Source organism: Phyllobacterium calauticae (assembly GCF_019991125.1).
Classification (GTDB): domain Bacteria; phylum Pseudomonadota; class Alphaproteobacteria; order Rhizobiales; family Rhizobiaceae; genus Phyllobacterium; species Phyllobacterium calauticae.
In genome coordinates this window covers 208,040-225,176 of the sequence record NZ_JAGENB010000003.1, presented here as the reverse complement: position 1 = coordinate 225,176, position 17,137 = coordinate 208,040, and the positions used below count along the sequence as shown (strand labels likewise).

Sequence of the window (17,137 nt, the reverse complement as noted above, 5' to 3'; positions counted from 1 at the left end):
GCGCGGCCTTTTGCTTGAGGCATGTCAGCTGACGTCGAGAACGATCTTGCCGACATGCTTGCCTTCTTCCATGCGCTCATGCGCCCGCCACGCCTCGTGGAACGGATAGACCATGTCGATGACCGGGGCGACGCGGCGCTGCACCAAGAGAGGCCAGACTTTCAGCTCCAGTTCCCGGGCAATACCAGCCTTGAACTCGACCGGCCGTGCCCGCAGGGTCGATCCCGTATGGGTCAGCCGCTTGATCATGATTTTGGATATGTCGACCGTGACCTTCGCGCCATTGAGATGGGCGATCTGCACGATCCGCCCGTCGATGGCGGCAGCATCGTAATTGCGCCCGGTATAATCGCCGCCGACCATATCGAGCGTCAGGTTGACGCCCTTGCCGCCGGTGGCCTCCTTCACCGCATCGACAAAATCATGCGTGCGGTAGTTGATCGCCCGGTCGGCACCAAGTTTCAGGCAGGCTTCGCATTTGTCGTCGGAACCGGCCGTGGTGATGACATAGGCGCCGAACGCGCTGGCAAGCTGGATCGCCGTGGTGCCGATGCCGGATGTGCCGCCATGCACGAGGAATGTCTCGCCGCTCTTCAGGCCGCCCCGTTCGAACACATTGTGCCAGACGGTGAAAAAGGTCTCGGGCAGGGCGGCGGCTTCGATGAACCCGTATCCCGCCGGGATCGGCAGGGCCGTGGTCTCGTGCACGGTGCAATACTGCGCATAGCCGCCGCCTGCCACCAGTGCCGTCACCCGGTCGCCCACACGGAAGCGCGTTACGCCGCTGCCCACGGCAACGACGTCGCCGGCAATTTCAAGGCCGGGAATGTCCGATGCGCCGGGTGGCGGCGGATAATGACCCTGGCGCTGCAGCACGTCAGGCCGGTTGACGCCGGCCGCATGCACCTGAACCAGAAGTTCATTCGGCCCTGCTTCCGGAACGCCGCGCTTTCCCGGCTTGAGGACCAGCGGACCGCCCGGCTGGGTGATCTCGACCGCGGTCATCGTCGTCGGAATTTTACTGGCCATGGGTAGCTCCTTCAGTTGATTCGCTTGAATGATTTGCAATTCGAAGCGGGGGGACTGTATCCTTTCAGGATAAAGCGGCAAGTGGAGGACATGATGTCACTTTTCGACGAGGAACCGAAACGCAGGGTTGCCCACGAGATCGGGCAGGAACTTTCTCTGCTTTCCGTCGCCGAGCTGGACGAGCGCATCGGCATCCTGCGGGCAGAAATCACCCGGCTTGAGGAAGAACGCACGCGCAAGAGCAGCAGCAAGCTGGCGGCGGAAGCACTTTTTCGCTGAAACGGAACGTAAATGATGCGGATGTCATGATGTCTCCGCATTGCTGATCGAGACGGGCCTGTACCGGCTTGTTGCCGGCATCCGTCCAAGCATTGGGGTATCGCTGTGTTCCGTTCGTTCGTACAGGTCTTTGCCCTCTTGTGTGGCACGTCATTCCTGGTCATGGCCTCGGGCCTGCACGGGCTCCTGCTGCCGCTGCGCGGCGGGGCGGAGGGTTTTTCCACCACGTCCCTCGGTCTTCTCGGTACTGCCTGGGCCGGCGGGTTCATAACAGCCTGCCTGCTGGCGCCGCGCCTGGTGCGCCGCGTCGGCCACGTCCGGGCATTCAGCGCCTTTGCCGCCATTGCCGCCATTGTTGCGCTGATGACCGGTATTCTGGTGCATGCCACGGCCTGGATTGCGCTGCGGGCGCTGACCGGCTTTGCCATGGCCGGCGCCTACATGGTGATCGAAAGCTGGCTGAACGAGCGGGCGACCAATGCCAATCGCGGTCAGATCTTCGGTCTCTACATGGTGGTGAACTTTGCCTCCATCACGGCGGGCCAGATGATGATCGGCTTCGGCGACGTGCACAACGGCACGTTTTTCATGCTGACCGGCATCCTGTTCTGCCTGGCGCTGATTCCGACGGCCATTTCCACCGCCAGCAGCCCGAAACCGCTGACGGAAGTGCAGCTCGACCTCAAGGCGCTTTACCGCAATTCGCCGGTTGCCTTCGTCGGCTGCATGCTGATCGGCGTTGCCAATGGCGCGTTCGGTACGCTCGGTGCCGTCTACGGCGCGGCGACGGGCATCACCACCACGGAAATCGCCCTGATGATGAGTGCCTCCGTCATGGGCGGTGCCTTGATGCAGATACCGGTGGGACGCATGTCCGACCGTACCGACCGGCGCTATGTCCTGGCGTTCGTCGCGGGTGCTGCGGCCATCATCGGCATCCTGATTTTCCTGATCGGCTCGCGTCAGGCAACGGTCATCCTGTTCATGACGGCGATCTATGGCGGACTGGCCTATACGCTTTATCCGGTGGCCGTGGCCCATGCCAACGACTATTCGGACTCGCAGAATTTCGTCAAGGTAACCGGCGGCCTGCTGCTGCTCTATGGCTTCGGCACCATGGTCGGGCCGATCCTTGGCGCCTGGGCCATGGAATATGTTGCGCCCGAAGGCCTGTTTGCGATCACGGCGCTGGCACATGTCTCGATCATGACCCATGCCATCATCCGCTCACGCATGCGGGCAGCCATGCCGATTGCGATGCGGGACAATTTCCAGACCGTTCCCTCGGAGCGGGCAACGCCCGAGGGCATCAAGCTCGATCCCCGGGCGGAAGCCCAGCCGGACTGAGGTTCGCAGCGCTTTTCGTACAAAATGCGTTGACATTGACGGCAGTTTAAAACGACTATTCGGCATGGCCGAAACCGATGCATTTGCCGCCATTTCCGATCCGAACCGCCGCTATCTGCTGGAAGAGTTGCGGCGCGGTCCCAAGACCGTGAATGAACTGGCGCTTGGCCTGCCCATTTCACGCCCGGCGGTATCCCAGCACCTGAAGGCGCTGCTGGATGCGCAACTGGTCAAGGTCAAGTCCGAGGGGACACGCCGGATTTATGCCGTCGACGACAGCGGCTTCTTTCACCTGAATTTATGGCTGGATCAGTTCTGGAGCGAATGATGGCCGCACGGCGTCCGGCCAATAAAAAAACCCGGTCGCAGACCGGGTTTTTGTTTTAGTGCCAGCCCCGCTGCCTCTCCGGCAACCGGCTGAAATTCTTCTTCTGTCGGCCAAAGGCTCTAATGGCGCGTGGCGGTCGATCTCAGTTTTTCGATTTGCTCTTTCAGCATGAGCTTGCGACGTTTCATATCGGTAATCTTCAGGTCGTCGGTGGCAGGACTTGCCAGCGCTTCGGAGATTTCCTTCTCGAGTGCACCATGCTTACGTTCAAGCGTTTCAAGATGAGACTCAATGGCCATCCGGCTTCTCCCTTGGTTGGTTTCCTACTCGTTCATGCTCTGTCGGCCAAAGGGCGAGATTATGACAGAGCCGTGACACTCTGCCACCACTTGAAGCAATTGTCGAATTTGTTTCGTAGGATTTTCTTGTCATGTAAAATATGGTATTGCCACGTGCTGATCCGGTATTCTCGAACGCCGGACCAGACATTGGCTTCTTCTAAAGCAAAATACCGGGAATCACTGCATGTCCGACCAGGATCAGGCTGACATTCGATTGGCAGTCGCACGATTGAAACAGGAGCATCTGGATTTTGATGCCGCCATACAAGCGATGATCCAGGTTGGTTGTGACCAGCTTCGAATCCAGCGGATGAAAAAGAAGAAGCTCATCATCAAAGACAAGCTCATCGAGCTTGAAGACAAGATCATCCCGGACATTATTGCCTGATTTTCAACAGCTTGTGACCGGCGGGCTGCCGATAACTTGCAGCGTCCCCACTTTTCCGTTAATCCCTGCACGCTCCGCTGATCAGAGGATGTTCAATGGCCGATAAACGCGCTGACGTCGCAATCATCATGGGTAGCCAGTCCGATTGGGCAACCATGCGCCACGCCGCCGAGACGCTCGATGCGCTCGGTATTTCCCACGATGACCGCATCGTTTCCGCCCACCGCACGCCGGACCGTCTGGTAGCTTTTGCCAAGGGCGCGCGCGATGCCGGTCTCAAGGTTGTGATCGCCGGTGCCGGCGGTGCCGCCCATCTTCCCGGGATGGCCGCTTCCATGACGCCGCTGCCGGTGTTCGGCGTGCCGGTGGAATCGAAAGCTCTTTCCGGACAGGATTCCCTCCTGTCCATTGTCCAGATGCCGGCCGGCATTCCCGTCGGCACCCTGGCGATCGGCCGTGCCGGTGCGGTCAATGCCGCCCTTTTGGCTGCGGCTGTTCTGGCACTGAACGATGCCGCACTGGCAAAACGGCTTGACGACTGGCGCACGGCGCAGAGCGAAAAGGTCGCCGAACGGCCATCTGACGAGGCATGAGATGATTGCAGCAGGATCGACTATCGGCATTATCGGCGGGGGACAGCTCGGCCGCATGCTTGCCATGGCAGCGGCGCGTCTCGGCTATCGCACCGTCATTCTCGAACCGCAGGCGGACTGTCCGGCCGCGCAGGTTGCCAATGAGCAGATCGTGGCGGCCTATGACGATCCCGATGCGCTGGAGCGCCTGGCTGAGCTGAGCGATGTCATCACCTACGAATTCGAAAATGTGCCGGTCGATGCCGCCGAGACACTGAATGAAAGCACCCCGGTCTTTCCGCCGCCCGAGGCGCTGAAAGTGTCGCAGGACCGGGTGACCGAAAAGCGCTTCCTCAACAAGGCCGGCATCCCGACAGCGCAATGGCGCATCGTCGAGAATGAGGGCGATCTGGAAGCGGCGCTTCTCGCCTTCGAGGGCAAGGGTATCCTCAAGACCCGCCGCTTCGGCTATGACGGCAAAGGCCAGGTCAAGTTTTCCGGCGCCAAGGGCGAAGACGCCAAGGCGGGCTTTGCCGCCATCGGCAGCGTCCCGGCCATTCTGGAAGGTCTGGTCGATTTCACCCGCGAGATTTCGGTGATCGCGGCGCGCGACGAGGCGGGCAATATCCGCATCTACGACATTGCCGAGAACGTGCACAGGGACGGCATTCTGGCGACGTCGACCGTGCCGGTGTCCGTATCGTCGACGATTGCAGGCCTTGCGGCCGATTCGGCGCGCAAGCTGCTCGAGGCTCTCAATTATGTCGGTGTTCTCGGCATGGAGTTCTTCGTGCTGGCCAACGGGACACTGCTGGCCAATGAGTTTGCCCCGCGCGTGCACAATTCGGGTCACTGGACGGAAGCCGCTTGCGCGGTCTCGCAGTTCGAGCAGCATATCCGTGCTGTTGCCGGGCTGCCGCTGGGCGATACACGGCGTCATTCCGATTGCGTGATGGAAAATCTCATCGGCGATGATGTAGACAAATTGCCGGCGATTCTGGCGGAAAGCGGGGCCGTCGTGCATCTCTACGGCAAGGCCGATGCACGTCCCGGCCGCAAGATGGGCCACGTCACGCGCATTACAAAGCGGCTGTAGGGGCAAATAAATTCACTCCCGATGCATGAATCGCCATATGAATCATGAGTCGGGAGTTGACAATCGGGGCAATCCTTGGCTATTTCCCCGCAACGTGTTTCCGGCGCGCTTCAGAGGCGCGCTTTATTATTGGTGCCCGGTTTCGGGCGTAAAGATACCGGTGCTGAAATGAAGATCAAGAATTCGCTCAAGGCTCTCAAAGGCCGTCATCGTGACAATCAGCTGGTGCGCCGCAAGGGCCGCATCTACATCATCAACAAGACTGCGCCGCGTTTCAAAGCGCGCCAGGGCTGATTTACCGTTTCACGGTTATTTGCATTTGACGTTTCGCTGATACGGACTACGATCCGTATCATGCGGAACGTTTTTGCGTTTTTTATCGGATCTGTCCTGATGATGTCGCCGGCGCTGGCACTGGCGCAGGAAACGTCCGGGACTGACGTTCCCGCAGCCGCACCGCAGGCCACCGCGCTGCCGGGCAAGACCCTGGCCGAAAAGCGCGCCGCCCGCCTCGATGAGCTGTTCTTTGCCCTGAAGCGCGAGCGCAATGAAGCCAAAGCCACCCGCATCGCCGAACAGATCCAGGCACAGTGGCAGAATTCCGGCAGTGCGACCGTCGATCTCATGATGCAGTGGGCGGCCCTCGCCATGACGGAAAAGAAATATGCCGTCGCGCTGGATTTTCTCGATCAGGTCACCGTGATGAAACCGGATTTTGCCGAGGGCTGGAACCGGCGTGCCACGGTCAATTTCCTGATGAATGATTACGGGCGGTCGATGGCCGACATCCAGAAGACGCTGTCGCTGGAGCCGCGTCATTTCGGGGCGCTGGCGGGGCTGGCGGCGATCCTGAAGGATACCGGCAACAAGGAAGGCGCCCTGCATGCCTTCGAGCAGGTTCTTGCGGTCTATCCGATGATGCGCGAGGCGCAGAAGCAGGCGGGCCAATTGGCCGAGGACCTCACGGGTCAGCGTACCTGACTTTTTCGGGGGTTCCGGGCCGGCGGCCTGTCGCCGCCAACCCGAATGATCTTTTTCAGATTCCTGTCAGCCCATCCGAGCCGATATAGGCAATGCGCAGCATGTTGGTCGAGCCGGGCGTGCGCAGCGGCACACCGGCCGAGATGATGATGCGGTCACCCGGATTGCCGAACTCTTCCTGATAGGCGATGTGGCAGGCACGGTCGACCATGTCGTCTAGGTCAGTCGCATCTTCCGTGACAACGCAGTGCAGGCCCCAGACGAGCGAGAGCTTGCGCGCCGTCTCGACAACCGGCGACAGGGCGATGATCGGCAGCAATGGCCGTTCACGCGCTGCGCGCAGGCCGGTGGTGCCCGATGCCGTATAGGTGACGATGGCGGACAGGTTGAGCGTTTCGGCGATCTGCCGGGCGGCAAGCGAAATGGCGTCCGCGCCGGTGGCATTCGGCTCGGGGCGCTGCGCATGGATGATGCCGGGATAGTTCGGGTCGCGCTCGACCTCTTCGGCGATGCGCGCCATGGTGGAAACCGCTTCGACCGGGTAGTCACCGGCGGCCGATTCGGCAGACAGCATCACGGCATCGGCGCCTTCGAACACGGCGGTTGCCACGTCGGACACTTCGGCGCGGGTCGGGACCGGCGCGGTGATCATCGATTCCAGCATCTGCGTGGCGACGACAACCGGCTTGCCGGCGCGGCGGCAGGCGCGGATGATCTGTTTCTGGATGCCGGGAACGGATTCCAGCGGCATTTCAACGCCAAGATCGCCACGGGCAACCATCAGCGCATCGGAGAGCTCGATGATCTCAGCAAGGCGGGTGACGGCCTGCGGCTTCTCGATCTTCGAGAGCAGCGCAACGCGGCCGCGCGAGATCTTGCGCACTTCGGCAAGATCCTCCGGCCGCTGGATAAACGACAGGGCCACCCAGTCGACCTCTTCCTGCAGCACGGCATCGAGATCGCGGCGATCCTTTTCCGTCAGGGCGCCGACGCCCAGCGTGGTATCGGGCAGGCTGACGCCCTTCTTGTCGGAAATCTTGGTGCCGGACACGACGCGGCAGGTGATCGACTTGCCATCGGACGATTCGGCGACCAGCGCCAGCTTGCCGTCATCGATCAGCAGGCGGTGGCCCGCTTCGACGGCTTCGAGAATTTCCGGATGCGGCAGGAACACGCGGGTGTTGTCGCCCAGCGCTTCATTGTTGTCGAGGGTGAAGATCTGGCCGGGAACGAGGTCGACCTTGCCCTCGGCGAACTTGCCGACGCGCAGCTTTGGTCCCTGCAGATCGGCGAGAATGCCGATCGGGCGGCCCACTTCCTTTTCGACATTGCGCAGGCGGCGCACGAGTTCGCGCATGAGATCATGGCTGGCATGGCTCATGTTGATGCGGAACACGTCGGCACCGGCTTCGAACAATTTGCGAATCATCGCTTCGTCGGATGAAGCGGGACCCAGTGTGGCGAGGATTTTGACCTTACGGCGGCGTCTCATCGAGGAGGGGTATCCGTTACAATTGGAGCTGAGGGAGGATTTTCTTCCGTAAGCTGGACCATCCAGCTTGATTGTTCGCCGGTATCATACTCCTGAAATCCCGCCCGCTGAAACCCGCGTGCAAAACAGTCATTGATACCGGTAATCTTGAATTGGTTTTCCGCCACGCACATGTTGACCTTGCCATCCCAGCGGCCGCCGCTCTGGGCGTCCTCGGCATAGAGGTAGTAATAGCGCGACGTCAGCGGACCGACGACCAGCGTGGTGCAGGAGGATGCGTTGACATGCCACCAGCCCTCGGTGATCCAGCCGGTCTTCGCCCGGTAGCCAAGCGCGACGCCCACCAGATTTTGCGTGGTGTTGCACACGCGGAAATCCGCATGGGCCTCATCCGGCGCAAAGACACTGCCTGCTGCGAAAATGAATAAAAAAGCCGCTAGAAAGCTGCTCCATCGCGTCCGCTGATGCTGGTCAGCGCGGAAAATGATGCCCCTGCGCAATATTGCCTCCGTCCGTCTTAGACTCCTTTTCCGCAGTTTCACATGCATTGTCAACGCGCTAATGGGCGGAACATGCCGTTCCTGCTGACCTGTGACAAAAGATTGATGGTTGCATTCCCGATCAGGGCATGAAACACAAAAAATTCTCCCGAATAATCGCGCAAGAGAACGTTCCAATGCCGTTTTCCCCCTTTCATCTCGTCCATGGCAGCAATGACAGAGGACTGGTGCTTCTGGCCGATCATGCCCACCGGAATCTGCCGGAGGAATACGGCTCCCTCGGGCTGCCGCCGCAGCAGTTCGAACGGCATATCGCCTATGATATCGGCGTCGAGCCGTTGACGCGCAAACTGGCGGCAATGCTCGGTGCTCCGGCTGTGCTGGGCGGGTTTTCCCGCCTGCTGATCGATCCGAACCGCGGCGAAGACGATCCCACCCTGATCATGCGCCTGTCCGACGGGGCGATCATTCCGGGAAACAACCCGATGCCGGACGCGGAGCATCAAAGACGCGTGAATGATTTCTATCGCCCCTATCACACGGCTGTTTCGGACATGATCCAGGCGGTTGCCGGGGCGAGCGGCAAGGCGCCGCTGGTCATTTCCATCCATTCTTTCACCGCCTTCTGGAAAACGACGCCGCGGCCATGGCATGCGGGCATTCTCTGGGACAGCGATCCGCGCGCGGTCGTGCCGCTCATAAAAGCCCTGGAAGCCGATCCGCAGCTGGTGGTCGGTGACAACGAGCCCTATGACGGTGCACTGCGCAATGACACGATGTTCAAGCATTGCATCGTGCCGGGGCTCGCCCATGCGCTGATCGAGGTGCGGCAGGATCTGATCGCCGACGAGAAGGGTGTCGATGAATGGGCAGACCGGCTTGCCCCGATCCTTGACGCGATCAACGCCGATCCCGATATACATGTTGCCCGGCAATACGGCTCGCGCACCGGCCCACTGGAAGAGGTTTGACCATGAGCAATGTCAGCGAAGAACAGCGTACCGCCCTTGAAGCTGCCGCGTTCCGGCGGCTGCTGGAGCATCTGCGCGCGCGCAGCGACGTGCAGAACATCGACCTGATGAATCTGGCCGGTTTCTGCCGCAACTGCCTGTCCAACTGGTATCGGGAAGCGGCGGATGCGGCGGGCGTGCCCCTGTCGAAGGATGAATCGCGTGAGATCATCTATGGCGAACCCTACGCGGAATGGCAGGCCAAGCACCAGCGCGAGGCCAGCGATGCGCAGAAGGCCGCCTTTGAGGTCAATAAGCCTTCGCATTGACGAACCACGCCGCAGCGGCGGTCGAAACCGCCCTGATCCCGACTCTATTGTCTTGACTCATTGCGCTGTGGTCGGGCATCGGAACCGCAGAGGCGGCGTTCGCGAGTCGCACAATCAATTTTTACGGAGCAAGATATGAGCATGGATGATGTAGCGCCACAGGGCGGTGTCGAAGGTGTTGCGGCTGCGGAATTGCGGCAGTTCATCGAGCGCATCGAGCGCCTTGAGGAAGAAAAGACCACGCTTCAGGACGACATCAAGGAAGTGATGGCGGAAGCCAAGGGCCGCGGCTACGACACCAAGATCATCCGCACGATCGTCCGCCTGCGCAAGAAGGACGCCAATGAGCGCAAGGAAGAGGAAGCGATCCTCGAGCTGTACATGAACGCCCTCGGCATGGTCTGAGCCAGTTTTGCAAAACGCAGCCGCAAGGCTGCGTTTTTGTTTGGGGCCGTTGTTCCCGCTATTGATAGGCCTTGAACTGGCCCGGCGACGGGTATAATCGTCTCGCTGCCCGCCTATCTTTTCATGGTCCATTTCTCTTCCGACTGATGTGATCTGCCGGCATTCGCGTTGGGGCAGCCGCCTCAGCCGTCAGGGAGTAAAATCAATGTCCGTATCCACTGCGCAGCTGTCCATCAAGGCGCCCGCCAATTCGCGGTCCCGCGTCATCCTGGCCAGTCTGATTGGCACCACCATCGAATTCTACGATTTCTACGTCTATGCGACCGCCGCCGTGCTGGTCTTCCCGCATCTGTTCTTTCCGCCCGGCAACGAAACGACGGCCCTGTTGTCATCCTTCGCCATTTTCGGCGCCGCCATGGTGGCACGCCCGCTCGGCGCGATCTTCTTCGGCCATCTCGGCGACAAGCGCGGCCGCAAGATCACGCTGGTCGGCGCGCTTCTGACCATGGGTATCGCCACCTTCCTCATCGGCGTCATGCCGACCTTTGCAACCGTGGGCTGGTTTGCCCCGGCCATGCTGGTCGTGCTGCGGCTGGCACAGGGGTTCGCGCTTGGCGGTGAATGGAGCGGTGCGGCGCTGGTCGCCACCGAGAACGCACCCGAGGGAAAGCGCGCGATCTTCGGCACGTTTCCGCAACTGGGCGCCCCCATCGGCTTCATCATCGCCAATGGCCTGTTCCTGATCATCGCGGCCATCCTGCCGTCGGATGATCCGTCGCGGCCCTCCCTCGCATTCCTCGACTGGGGCTGGCGTATTCCGTTCCTGTTTTCCGCCGTCATGGTGATCGTCGGCCTGTGGGTCCGGCTCAACCTGGTCGAAAGCACCGCCTTCGAGAAAACCGTCAGCAAAGGCGAGATCAAGAAGGTGCCGCTGGTGTCCGTGTTCCAGTCGCACTGGAAGCAGCTCGTGCTCGGCACGTTCTACATGCTTGCCACCTATGTGCTGTTCTACCTGATGACCACATTCTCGCTCAGCTATGGCCGCGCCGCCACGGCCGGACCGATTGCCGGTCTCGGCTATGACTACACGACCTTCGTCCTGATGATGATTGTCGGCGTGGTGTTCTTCGGCATCTTCACCCTGGTGTCCGGACCATGGGCGGACCGCTGGGGCCGCCGCAAGACACTGATCTGGGTGACGCTCGCCATTATCGTGTTCGGCCTCTTGTGGGTGCCGATGCTGTCTCTGGGCAATGTTGGCGTCATGGCCTGGCTGATCCTCGGCTTCGCCCTGATGGGAATGACGTTTGGTCCGATGGGCGCCCTGCTGCCGGAACTGTTCCCGGTGAGCATGCGCTATACCGGATCGGGCATTTCCTACAATGTCTCGTCGATCCTCGGCGCCGCGGTTGCCCCCTTCATAGCGATTGCATTGTGGAAGCTCGGTGGCGGCAGCCCGTTCTGGGTTGGCGTCTACCTCTCGGCCATGGCCGTGCTGACATTGATCGCGCTGATCATCGGCAAGGAAACCAAGGACGTCGATATCGAGGCCTAGTTTTCCGGTCGCTGAATACAAAAGGCGCGGCCCGCTGAAAAAGCGGGCCGCGCCTTGTTTTTATGATGACAGATTTAGTAGTTCGGATCGTAGATCAGGCGGTCGCGGCTTGCCGGGCGGTCATAGACCGGCGCGCGGTTCTGATTCTGCTTGGCAAGCGATCCGATGATCACGGCACCGAGCGCCAGTCCGGCAACACCGGCAATGATGGCCGTGTCGCGGTTCTTGTGACGGTCGGAACGCTCGGACCGGTAGTCCCGGTTGCGGTTGTAGTCCCGTTCGCGATAGTAGTCATCGCCGCGATCGCGGTAATAGCTGTCGCGATAGGAGCGCTCGCCGGACCAGCCGCCATCATAACCGTCGGAATAGTAGCCGCCAGCCTGCGCCGGAGCTGATTGGAGGCTGATTGCGCTGATCGAAACGGCAGCAACCAGAAGAGCAGCGAGTATCTTTTTCATCATGCGGTCCTCAACGTTAATTCGTTGAGCACAGATATAGAGCCCGCCGGCTGAACCGGTGATGAATGCTGCCGTTAGCTGTCGTTCACAGGGTAACGGTGCGGGCCTGCACCTGCAGGGCACGGCCAGCGCCCCAGCCGAAAATGGCAACGCCAATGCCGAGCAGCACAAACAGGATGGCCGTTGCCGCATAGCTTTCCGTGACGCTGTGGATCAGTCCGACAAGCAGCGGACCGATGGCGGCGAGCATGTAGCCGACGCATTGGGCCATGCCGGAGAGGTGCGAGGCGACATGCGAGTCGGGCGAGCGCAGCACGATCATGGTCATGGCGATGGCGATGAGCCCGCCCTGGCCGATGCCCTGGACGACAGCCCACAGCCAGATCGTGGAGAGCGGCGCAAACAGCAGGCCGAGCAGGCCGGCAACGGCAATCGTGACCAGCGCCACATTGATCAGGCTCTGATTGCGGCAACGCACGGCAATCGACGGCACGAGCAGGCAGGTGAAGACCTGCGCCATGACCGACACGGAAACCACGACACCGGCGGTCGTCCCGTCAAGGCCGCGATCGCGCAGGATGGGCGCCAGCCAGCCGAAGACGCAGTAGGCGAGTGCCGACTGCAGGCCCATGAACAGGGTGACCTGCCATGCCAGACGGTCGTTCCAGAGGCCGATCACCTTGAAGCCCGCATGTTTGGTGCGGACCTTGCGGGCAAGGGCCTGCGGCAGCCAGATCGCGGTGACAACCAGCGCCGGCAAGGCCCAGGCGCTGAGCGCCAGCGACCATGATCCGCCGAGCATCTTCTGCACCGGCAGGGTCAGGCCGGCGGCACTGGCCGCGCCCGCGCACAGCGCCATGGTGTAGAGGCCGGTCATCATGCCGGTGCGGCTGGCGAAATCGCGCTTCACCAGACCGGGCAGCAGGACATTGCCGATGGCGATGCAGCCGCCCGCCAGCGCCGTGCCGATGAACAGCAGCGGCAGGGATTCGAGCCCGCGCAGGGCGGTGCCGAGCGCCAGCAAAAGGAGAACGCCGAGGAGCGTGCGCTCCGCGCCGATGCGCTGGGCGAGACGCGGCGCCAGCGGGGCAAACAGGCCAAGGCAGAGCACCGGCAGCGTGGTGAGCACGCCCGCCCCGAAGGATGACAGTCCGGTCTGGGCGATGATCTCCGGCAAAAGCACCGACGCGCTGGAGAAGACCGGGCGCAGATTGTAGGCGATGAGAACGAGGCTGAGGCCGAACAGAATCTGCGCGCCAGGGGTTTTGAAATCCGGCACGCGCGGCTGGGGAACGCTGTCCACCTCGGCATCGACAAGCTGTTCGGCGGCAATGTTCAGATCCGCTGCCAGGCGGCTGGGGTGTTCAGGCGGAAGATGCTGGTTCATGATGCGAGCAACCGATCGAGTTCGATGAGAAGGGGGGCCATGAAGGCGCGGGCGGTGGATGCCGCCTTGTCCGGATCGCCGGATTCGATCGCGTCGATGATGGCCGCATGGGCCGCCATATCCGGTTCGGGCAGTTCGCCCGTGACCGTGGCCCGGATGATTTCCTGGGTGGAAACCGAGAAGAATTCGTAGACTTCGATGAGGGCGAGGTTGCACGAGGCGGCGACTACCGCCTTGTGGAAGGCGAGATCGTGCTCGACATAGTAATCGTGCCGTGCCGTAGCGTATTCGCCGCGATCGGCCAGCAGCTGGCGCAGGTCGGCGACGACCTCCGGCGTGTGGCGCAGGGCCGCCAGCCGCGCTGCTTCGACTTCCAAGGCGCAGCGCGCCTCGACCTGGTCGCGCAGGCCGGTGCGCCTGATCCGCAACAGGCTTTCGTCCGGGTTGATGATCGAGCGGACATAGGTGCCGGAGCCCTGTTTGGTCTCGAGAAATCCCTGCGCGACGAGAACCCGCACCGCTTCGCGCACGGTCCCTCGGCTGACGCCGAGCATGTCGGCGAGGGCCGCCTCATTGGGGATGCGGTCGCCGACCGGCCAGCGGTTGCTGACGATTTCGGCGCGTATATTGTCAATCGCCGTATCGGCCAGATTGGTGCGGGCGGCAGGCTGCATGGCTTAAAAGTCCCATAGTCATCAGATGACTTGATAATTATGGGACTGCGAGGCGCCTGTCAAGGCGCCCTCAGATGGACAGAGACCGGCAAAGACCGGTGTCTCAGCGGTAGATCACGATCGGCCGGCGATGAACAATGATGGGAGCCGGGCGCTCGATGATCACGGTTCTTGGCCCGAATGCTTCGAGCGGGAACCAGTAGCCGCGATAGAAGCGGTAGCCCGGCCGGTAATAGCCGTAGCCGCGGTGGCCATTGTAGTAGTAGCCGTCGTGCCAACCGTAATAGCCGTGCCGCCAGTAGACGGGCTCGGCCTGGGATTGCAGGTGTTCGCCCTGTACCGGCAGGAGCGGCAGGGCGCTGGCGCTTTGTGCTCCGGCAAGCGTGGCAATAGCGACAAGACCGCCGGTAATCATGCTCAGGATGGTTCTCATGATAGCCTCTTCAAAGGGTTGGTTGGTGGTTCACGTTCTGATCAGCCCTTGCAGGGACCGGTCAAAGGGGCGGTTCGGAAAGAGCGTTTGCATGGTGCGCTCGGGTTCGAGACCAAAGGTCTCTGCGGCAAGCGCCGCGATCAGCGCGTCGAGATCCATGGTGGGTTTCAGGTCGCGGTTTTCATAAAGTGCATTCGGGGCAAGGCCCGGCCAGTCGGCCAGGATGCGGCCGCCGTTGACGGCGCCGCCGAGGATGAGCGCGGTTGTCGCCGTGCCATGGTCGGTCCCGCCGGTGCCGTTGGCGGCGGCCGTGCGGCCGAATTCGGTTGCCACCAGCACGGTCGTCTGCTGCCAGACGTCGCCAAGCCCGTCGCGCATGGCATCGATCATGGCATCGAGCGCCTTCAACTGGTTGGCAAGCCGGTTCTCCTGGCCGCTATGGGTATCCCAGCCGCTGGTTTCGATCATGGCGATGCGCGGGCCGTCAGGCCGGACAAGTGCCTCGGCGGCGGTTCTGCCGGCGGCGGCGGGATTCTGGCGGGTTTCCATATCGTGGAACAAGCCGCGCGCCTCCATCGCCGCACTCCAGACCGGATGAAACTGCTGGTCCCGGTCGTAGAGCTGCGCCACCCGCAGCAGGAGATCGTCGGATGCTTCCGGCAGGGTCGAGGGCGCGTAGGAGGTAACATCAGCCGGGCCGCGCAGGGCAGCGGGTATGGTCGGGGCGAAGGCAATGGCCTTGTCGGCCGATTTCGGCAGCAGCGTCACCAGACGGTTCAGCCAGCCATCCCGGATCTGGTAGGGGCTGGTGCCGCCGGTCTCCAGGACGTTCTGCCCGTCGAAGTGCGAGCGTTCGCGGTAGGGCGAGGCGACGGCGTGCACGAACAGCGCCTGCCGGTTGCCGTAGAGCGTGCCCATGCCGGCGAGCGCGGGATGCAGGGCGAACATGCCGTCGAGCTTGATGGCATCTGAAGTCTGGATCGCGAGGCTGCCGCGCAGCTGCGCATAGGCGGGGTCGGCATAGGGCACGACGATGTTGAGGCCATCGGCGGCGCCGCGCTGGATAATGAAGACGAAGCGGCGGTCGCTCGCCACATTGGCAAAGACGATACGCGGCGCCACAAGCATCGATCCCGCCCCGATGGCGGCCAGACGCAGAAAATCCCGGCGGTTGGTCATGCTCATCTCCGTTGAAAATCAGGTGAAACAAGCAGAAGGGCGATGCCCGTCTGGACGGATTCGGCGCGGTTGATTTCCGTTGCCGTGCTGTCGGTCAGCGTGTTTCCGAGCAGGTTGTTCGCCAGCTCTTCCGGTTTCAGCGACCGGTCCGCCCTTGCCGCCAGCCTTTGCGAAACCTCCACCCGCCGCACCAGCGCATCGGGAGCCAGCCAGCTCGCCGCGATATCGTCGTAACCGGCGGGTGAACGCGGCAGCCAGACCGGTTGCCCCAGCTGGTTCAACAGGTTGGCGGCGTTGGCTTTGCCAAGGTCGGGATAATCCAGCCCGCGCATGGCTGAAACCAGCCATTCCCAGGGAGTCTTGATCTTGGCAGACGGCACCGCCCATGCCTCCGGTGCTTCGACGAGCGCGCGATACACCGCCGGTAAATCACCGCCGAAGGCAAGAAACGCCTTTCTGACCCGGTCAATGGCTGCCTGCGGGGGTGTGTCGGCGATGAAATGGCGGCAGAGCTTTGTGGCGATGTGGTTTGCCGTTGCCGGATCGCTGGCCAGATCTTTCAGGACTGCGCCTGCCTGATCCTCACCGGTTGCGCCGTAGACGCGGCGGCGGATCAGCCGTTTGCCCGGCTGATGCAGGCCGGGGCGATACTGAAATACACCGGCCTGACTGGCATCGGCCTTGCCGCCCATGCGTCCGGCGGACCAGCCGGTGAGGGCCAGGGCGAACTCCGTGACATCCTTCTGCGTATAGCCGGACCCGACGCCGACCGTGTGCAATTCCATGATCTCGCGGGCCAGATTCTCGTTGATCCCCGGCAGTTTGTCGGCATTGCGCCGCTTGGCGCGCGTGGCGAGGGGGCTGTCGGGACCCGCCGAACGGATCTGGTCGAGATAGATCAGCATGGCCGGATGCTGCTCGACGGCAAACAGCAGGTCGGTGAAGCGCCCGGTGACATGGGGGCGGATCGCGTCCCGCTCGAAGGCGCCGGCAAGGCTCAGCATCGCGGGATTGTCGGCCGACACGGCAAAGTGGTTCGACCAGAAATGCACGAGCGCTTCCAGGAAGGGCGTGGGCGTTGCAAGGGCATTGCGGCTGCGCGCGTCGATCTCGCCGCGGTAAAGCAGGCGGGCCGCCTTGTTCAGCTCCTTGCGCAGGGCGATTTTCTCGTCGCCGTCGAGCGCCTGCAGTTTTTGCCGGTCACTGGCATACTGCGTCGCGATTTCGTGTGTGGTCTGGAGCTGGGCAAAGGCTGCCGGGCGCGGTTCGTAGCGGCCGATCTGATCGAGCAGCCAGTGCCTGGGGTCGGCTGGAAGCGGCTCGCTAGCCCGCTTTCCCAAACCGAAGCGATTGACCGCAATGGCCGCCGTCGCATCTGTTGCCGTTGTAACCATGATCTTCTCCGTTCGCAGCC

At 62.0% G+C, this 17,137-nt stretch carries 22 protein-coding genes; 12 read left to right on the top strand and 10 right to left on the bottom strand.

What is annotated here, in order from left to right:
• Window positions 1-24 precede the first annotated feature (24 nt).
• Window positions 25-1,029 carry an NAD(P)H-quinone oxidoreductase gene (locus J1W56_RS12950; protein WP_223613700.1) on the bottom strand — a complete coding sequence of 335 codons (1,005 nt, stop codon included), beginning with the start codon at window positions 1,027-1,029 and terminating at the stop codon, window positions 25-27.
• Between the two features lie 93 nt (window positions 1,030-1,122).
• Here J1W56_RS12950 and J1W56_RS12945 point away from each other — a divergent pair, with 93 nt between their 5' ends.
• The 3 genes from J1W56_RS12945 to J1W56_RS12935 all read left to right on the top strand — a co-directional run bounded on the left by J1W56_RS12945 (window position 1,123) and on the right by J1W56_RS12935 (window position 2,983).
• Window positions 1,123-1,308: a DUF1192 domain-containing protein gene (locus tag J1W56_RS12945; RefSeq protein ID WP_223613699.1), complete on the top strand. Its 186-nt coding sequence runs from the start codon at window positions 1,123-1,125 to the stop codon at window positions 1,306-1,308.
• Between the two features lie 105 nt (window positions 1,309-1,413).
• Window positions 1,414-2,655, top strand: a complete 1,242-nt coding sequence (locus J1W56_RS12940) for an MFS transporter (protein ID WP_223613698.1) — start codon at window positions 1,414-1,416, stop codon at window positions 2,653-2,655.
• Between the two features lie 64 nt (window positions 2,656-2,719).
• A complete protein-coding gene (locus J1W56_RS12935) occupies window positions 2,720-2,983 on the top strand; it encodes an ArsR/SmtB family transcription factor (RefSeq protein ID WP_223613697.1) in 264 nt (87 codons plus the stop codon).
• A 119-nt stretch (window positions 2,984-3,102) separates the two neighbouring features.
• Here the strand turns inward: J1W56_RS12935 and J1W56_RS12930 are convergent, their stop codons facing one another.
• On the bottom strand, window positions 3,103-3,282 hold the full coding sequence (locus J1W56_RS12930) for a YdcH family protein (protein WP_105734402.1): 180 nt from the start codon (window positions 3,280-3,282) through the stop codon (window positions 3,103-3,105).
• Between the two features lie 226 nt (window positions 3,283-3,508).
• Between J1W56_RS12930 and J1W56_RS12925 the strand changes: the two genes are divergently transcribed.
• The 5 genes from J1W56_RS12925 to J1W56_RS12905 all read left to right on the top strand — a co-directional run bounded on the left by J1W56_RS12925 (window position 3,509) and on the right by J1W56_RS12905 (window position 6,361).
• Window positions 3,509-3,712 carry a YdcH family protein gene (locus tag J1W56_RS12925; protein ID WP_008128260.1) on the top strand — a complete coding sequence of 68 codons (204 nt, stop codon included), beginning with the start codon at window positions 3,509-3,511 and terminating at the stop codon, window positions 3,710-3,712.
• A 95-nt stretch (window positions 3,713-3,807) separates the two neighbouring features.
• Window positions 3,808-4,305: a 5-(carboxyamino)imidazole ribonucleotide mutase gene (gene purE / locus J1W56_RS12920; protein WP_223613696.1), complete on the top strand. Its 498-nt coding sequence runs from the start codon at window positions 3,808-3,810 to the stop codon at window positions 4,303-4,305.
• Window position 4,306: 1 nt separating this feature from the next.
• On the top strand, window positions 4,307-5,380 hold the full coding sequence (locus J1W56_RS12915) for a 5-(carboxyamino)imidazole ribonucleotide synthase (RefSeq protein ID WP_223613695.1): 1,074 nt from the start codon (window positions 4,307-4,309) through the stop codon (window positions 5,378-5,380).
• Window positions 5,381-5,548: 168 nt separating this feature from the next.
• Entirely contained in the window at window positions 5,549-5,674 is a 126-nt protein-coding gene (gene ykgO / locus J1W56_RS12910; protein ID WP_091880250.1) for a type B 50S ribosomal protein L36, read from the top strand.
• A 60-nt stretch (window positions 5,675-5,734) separates the two neighbouring features.
• Window positions 5,735-6,361 carry a tetratricopeptide repeat protein gene (locus tag J1W56_RS12905; RefSeq protein ID WP_226904672.1) on the top strand — a complete coding sequence of 209 codons (627 nt, stop codon included), beginning with the start codon at window positions 5,735-5,737 and terminating at the stop codon, window positions 6,359-6,361.
• A gap of 55 nt (window positions 6,362-6,416) precedes the next feature.
• Here the strand turns inward: J1W56_RS12905 and pyk are convergent, their stop codons facing one another.
• Together pyk and J1W56_RS12895 are read right to left on the bottom strand one after the other, a co-directional pair.
• Window positions 6,417-7,853: a pyruvate kinase gene (gene pyk, locus J1W56_RS12900; protein ID WP_223613694.1), complete on the bottom strand. Its 1,437-nt coding sequence runs from the start codon at window positions 7,851-7,853 to the stop codon at window positions 6,417-6,419.
• Window positions 7,850-8,353: a DUF1036 domain-containing protein gene (locus J1W56_RS12895; protein ID WP_226904671.1), complete on the bottom strand. Its 504-nt coding sequence runs from the start codon at window positions 8,351-8,353 to the stop codon at window positions 7,850-7,852. The genes pyk and J1W56_RS12895 overlap by 4 nt, the downstream gene beginning before the upstream one ends.
• A gap of 176 nt (window positions 8,354-8,529) precedes the next feature.
• On the opposite strand from J1W56_RS12895, the gene J1W56_RS12890 reads away from it, so the two are divergent.
• The 4 genes from J1W56_RS12890 (at window position 8,530) to J1W56_RS12875 (ending at window position 11,592) form a co-directional block, all read left to right on the top strand.
• Complete coding sequence (locus tag J1W56_RS12890; protein ID WP_223613693.1) at window positions 8,530-9,324, top strand: N-formylglutamate amidohydrolase; 795 nt, start codon at window positions 8,530-8,532, stop codon at window positions 9,322-9,324.
• A gap of 2 nt (window positions 9,325-9,326) precedes the next feature.
• Window positions 9,327-9,632 carry a DUF1244 domain-containing protein gene (locus tag J1W56_RS12885; RefSeq protein ID WP_223613692.1) on the top strand — a complete coding sequence of 102 codons (306 nt, stop codon included), beginning with the start codon at window positions 9,327-9,329 and terminating at the stop codon, window positions 9,630-9,632.
• Between the two features lie 135 nt (window positions 9,633-9,767).
• Window positions 9,768-10,037, top strand: coding sequence for a DUF2312 domain-containing protein (locus tag J1W56_RS12880; RefSeq protein ID WP_175540565.1), 270 nt, complete (start codon window positions 9,768-9,770; stop codon window positions 10,035-10,037).
• Window positions 10,038-10,242: 205 nt separating this feature from the next.
• Entirely contained in the window at window positions 10,243-11,592 is a 1,350-nt protein-coding gene (locus J1W56_RS12875) for an MFS transporter (RefSeq protein ID WP_223613691.1), read from the top strand.
• A 74-nt stretch (window positions 11,593-11,666) separates the two neighbouring features.
• Here J1W56_RS12875 and J1W56_RS12870 read toward each other — a convergent pair whose 3' ends face one another.
• The 6 genes from J1W56_RS12870 to J1W56_RS12845 all read right to left on the bottom strand — a co-directional run bounded on the left by J1W56_RS12870 (window position 11,667) and on the right by J1W56_RS12845 (window position 17,117).
• A complete protein-coding gene (locus tag J1W56_RS12870; RefSeq protein WP_223613690.1) occupies window positions 11,667-12,050 on the bottom strand; it encodes a hypothetical protein in 384 nt (127 codons plus the stop codon).
• 85 nt (window positions 12,051-12,135) lie between these two features.
• Window positions 12,136-13,437, bottom strand: coding sequence for a CynX/NimT family MFS transporter (locus J1W56_RS12865; protein ID WP_223613689.1), 1,302 nt, complete (start codon window positions 13,435-13,437; stop codon window positions 12,136-12,138).
• Entirely contained in the window at window positions 13,434-14,111 is a 678-nt protein-coding gene (locus J1W56_RS12860; RefSeq protein ID WP_223613688.1) for a FadR/GntR family transcriptional regulator, read from the bottom strand. The genes J1W56_RS12865 and J1W56_RS12860 overlap by 4 nt, the downstream gene beginning before the upstream one ends.
• Window positions 14,112-14,214: 103 nt before the next feature.
• A complete protein-coding gene (locus tag J1W56_RS12855) occupies window positions 14,215-14,544 on the bottom strand; it encodes a hypothetical protein (RefSeq protein ID WP_162800130.1) in 330 nt (109 codons plus the stop codon).
• Window positions 14,545-14,574: 30 nt separating this feature from the next.
• A complete protein-coding gene (locus J1W56_RS12850) occupies window positions 14,575-15,723 on the bottom strand; it encodes a DUF1501 domain-containing protein (RefSeq protein ID WP_223613687.1) in 1,149 nt (382 codons plus the stop codon).
• Between the two features lie 2 nt (window positions 15,724-15,725).
• Window positions 15,726-17,117, bottom strand: coding sequence for a DUF1800 domain-containing protein (locus tag J1W56_RS12845; RefSeq protein WP_223613686.1), 1,392 nt, complete (start codon window positions 17,115-17,117; stop codon window positions 15,726-15,728).
• Window positions 17,118-17,137 lie beyond the last annotated feature (20 nt).

Excerpts from the sequence above, each read along its gene's own strand:
- J1W56_RS12950 (WP_223613700.1), bottom strand. The coding sequence starts at position 1,029 with ATGGCCAGTAAAATTCCGACGACGATGACCGCGGTCGAGATCACCCAG.
- J1W56_RS12945 (WP_223613699.1), top strand. The coding sequence starts at position 1,123 with ATGTCACTTTTCGACGAGGAACCGAAACGCAGGGTTGCCCACGAGATC.
- J1W56_RS12935 (WP_223613697.1), top strand. The coding sequence starts at position 2,720 with ATGGCCGAAACCGATGCATTTGCCGCCATTTCCGATCCGAACCGCCGC.
- J1W56_RS12930 (WP_105734402.1), bottom strand. The coding sequence starts at position 3,282 with ATGGCCATTGAGTCTCATCTTGAAACGCTTGAACGTAAGCATGGTGCA.
- J1W56_RS12925 (WP_008128260.1), top strand. The coding sequence starts at position 3,509 with ATGTCCGACCAGGATCAGGCTGACATTCGATTGGCAGTCGCACGATTG.
- purE (WP_223613696.1), top strand. The coding sequence starts at position 3,808 with ATGGCCGATAAACGCGCTGACGTCGCAATCATCATGGGTAGCCAGTCC.
- J1W56_RS12915 (WP_223613695.1), top strand. The coding sequence starts at position 4,307 with ATGATTGCAGCAGGATCGACTATCGGCATTATCGGCGGGGGACAGCTC.
- ykgO (WP_091880250.1), top strand. The coding sequence starts at position 5,549 with ATGAAGATCAAGAATTCGCTCAAGGCTCTCAAAGGCCGTCATCGTGAC.
- J1W56_RS12905 (WP_226904672.1), top strand. The coding sequence starts at position 5,735 with ATGCGGAACGTTTTTGCGTTTTTTATCGGATCTGTCCTGATGATGTCG.
- pyk (WP_223613694.1), bottom strand. The coding sequence starts at position 7,853 with ATGAGACGCCGCCGTAAGGTCAAAATCCTCGCCACACTGGGTCCCGCT.
- J1W56_RS12890 (WP_223613693.1), top strand. The coding sequence starts at position 8,530 with ATGCCGTTTTCCCCCTTTCATCTCGTCCATGGCAGCAATGACAGAGGA.
- J1W56_RS12885 (WP_223613692.1), top strand. The coding sequence starts at position 9,327 with ATGAGCAATGTCAGCGAAGAACAGCGTACCGCCCTTGAAGCTGCCGCG.
- J1W56_RS12880 (WP_175540565.1), top strand. The coding sequence starts at position 9,768 with ATGAGCATGGATGATGTAGCGCCACAGGGCGGTGTCGAAGGTGTTGCG.
- J1W56_RS12875 (WP_223613691.1), top strand. The coding sequence starts at position 10,243 with ATGTCCGTATCCACTGCGCAGCTGTCCATCAAGGCGCCCGCCAATTCG.
- J1W56_RS12870 (WP_223613690.1), bottom strand. The coding sequence starts at position 12,050 with ATGAAAAAGATACTCGCTGCTCTTCTGGTTGCTGCCGTTTCGATCAGC.
- J1W56_RS12865 (WP_223613689.1), bottom strand. The coding sequence starts at position 13,437 with ATGAACCAGCATCTTCCGCCTGAACACCCCAGCCGCCTGGCAGCGGAT.
- J1W56_RS12860 (WP_223613688.1), bottom strand. The coding sequence starts at position 14,111 with ATGCAGCCTGCCGCCCGCACCAATCTGGCCGATACGGCGATTGACAAT.
- J1W56_RS12855 (WP_162800130.1), bottom strand. The coding sequence starts at position 14,544 with ATGAGAACCATCCTGAGCATGATTACCGGCGGTCTTGTCGCTATTGCC.
- J1W56_RS12850 (WP_223613687.1), bottom strand. The coding sequence starts at position 15,723 with ATGACCAACCGCCGGGATTTTCTGCGTCTGGCCGCCATCGGGGCGGGA.
- J1W56_RS12845 (WP_223613686.1), bottom strand. The coding sequence starts at position 17,117 with ATGGTTACAACGGCAACAGATGCGACGGCGGCCATTGCGGTCAATCGC.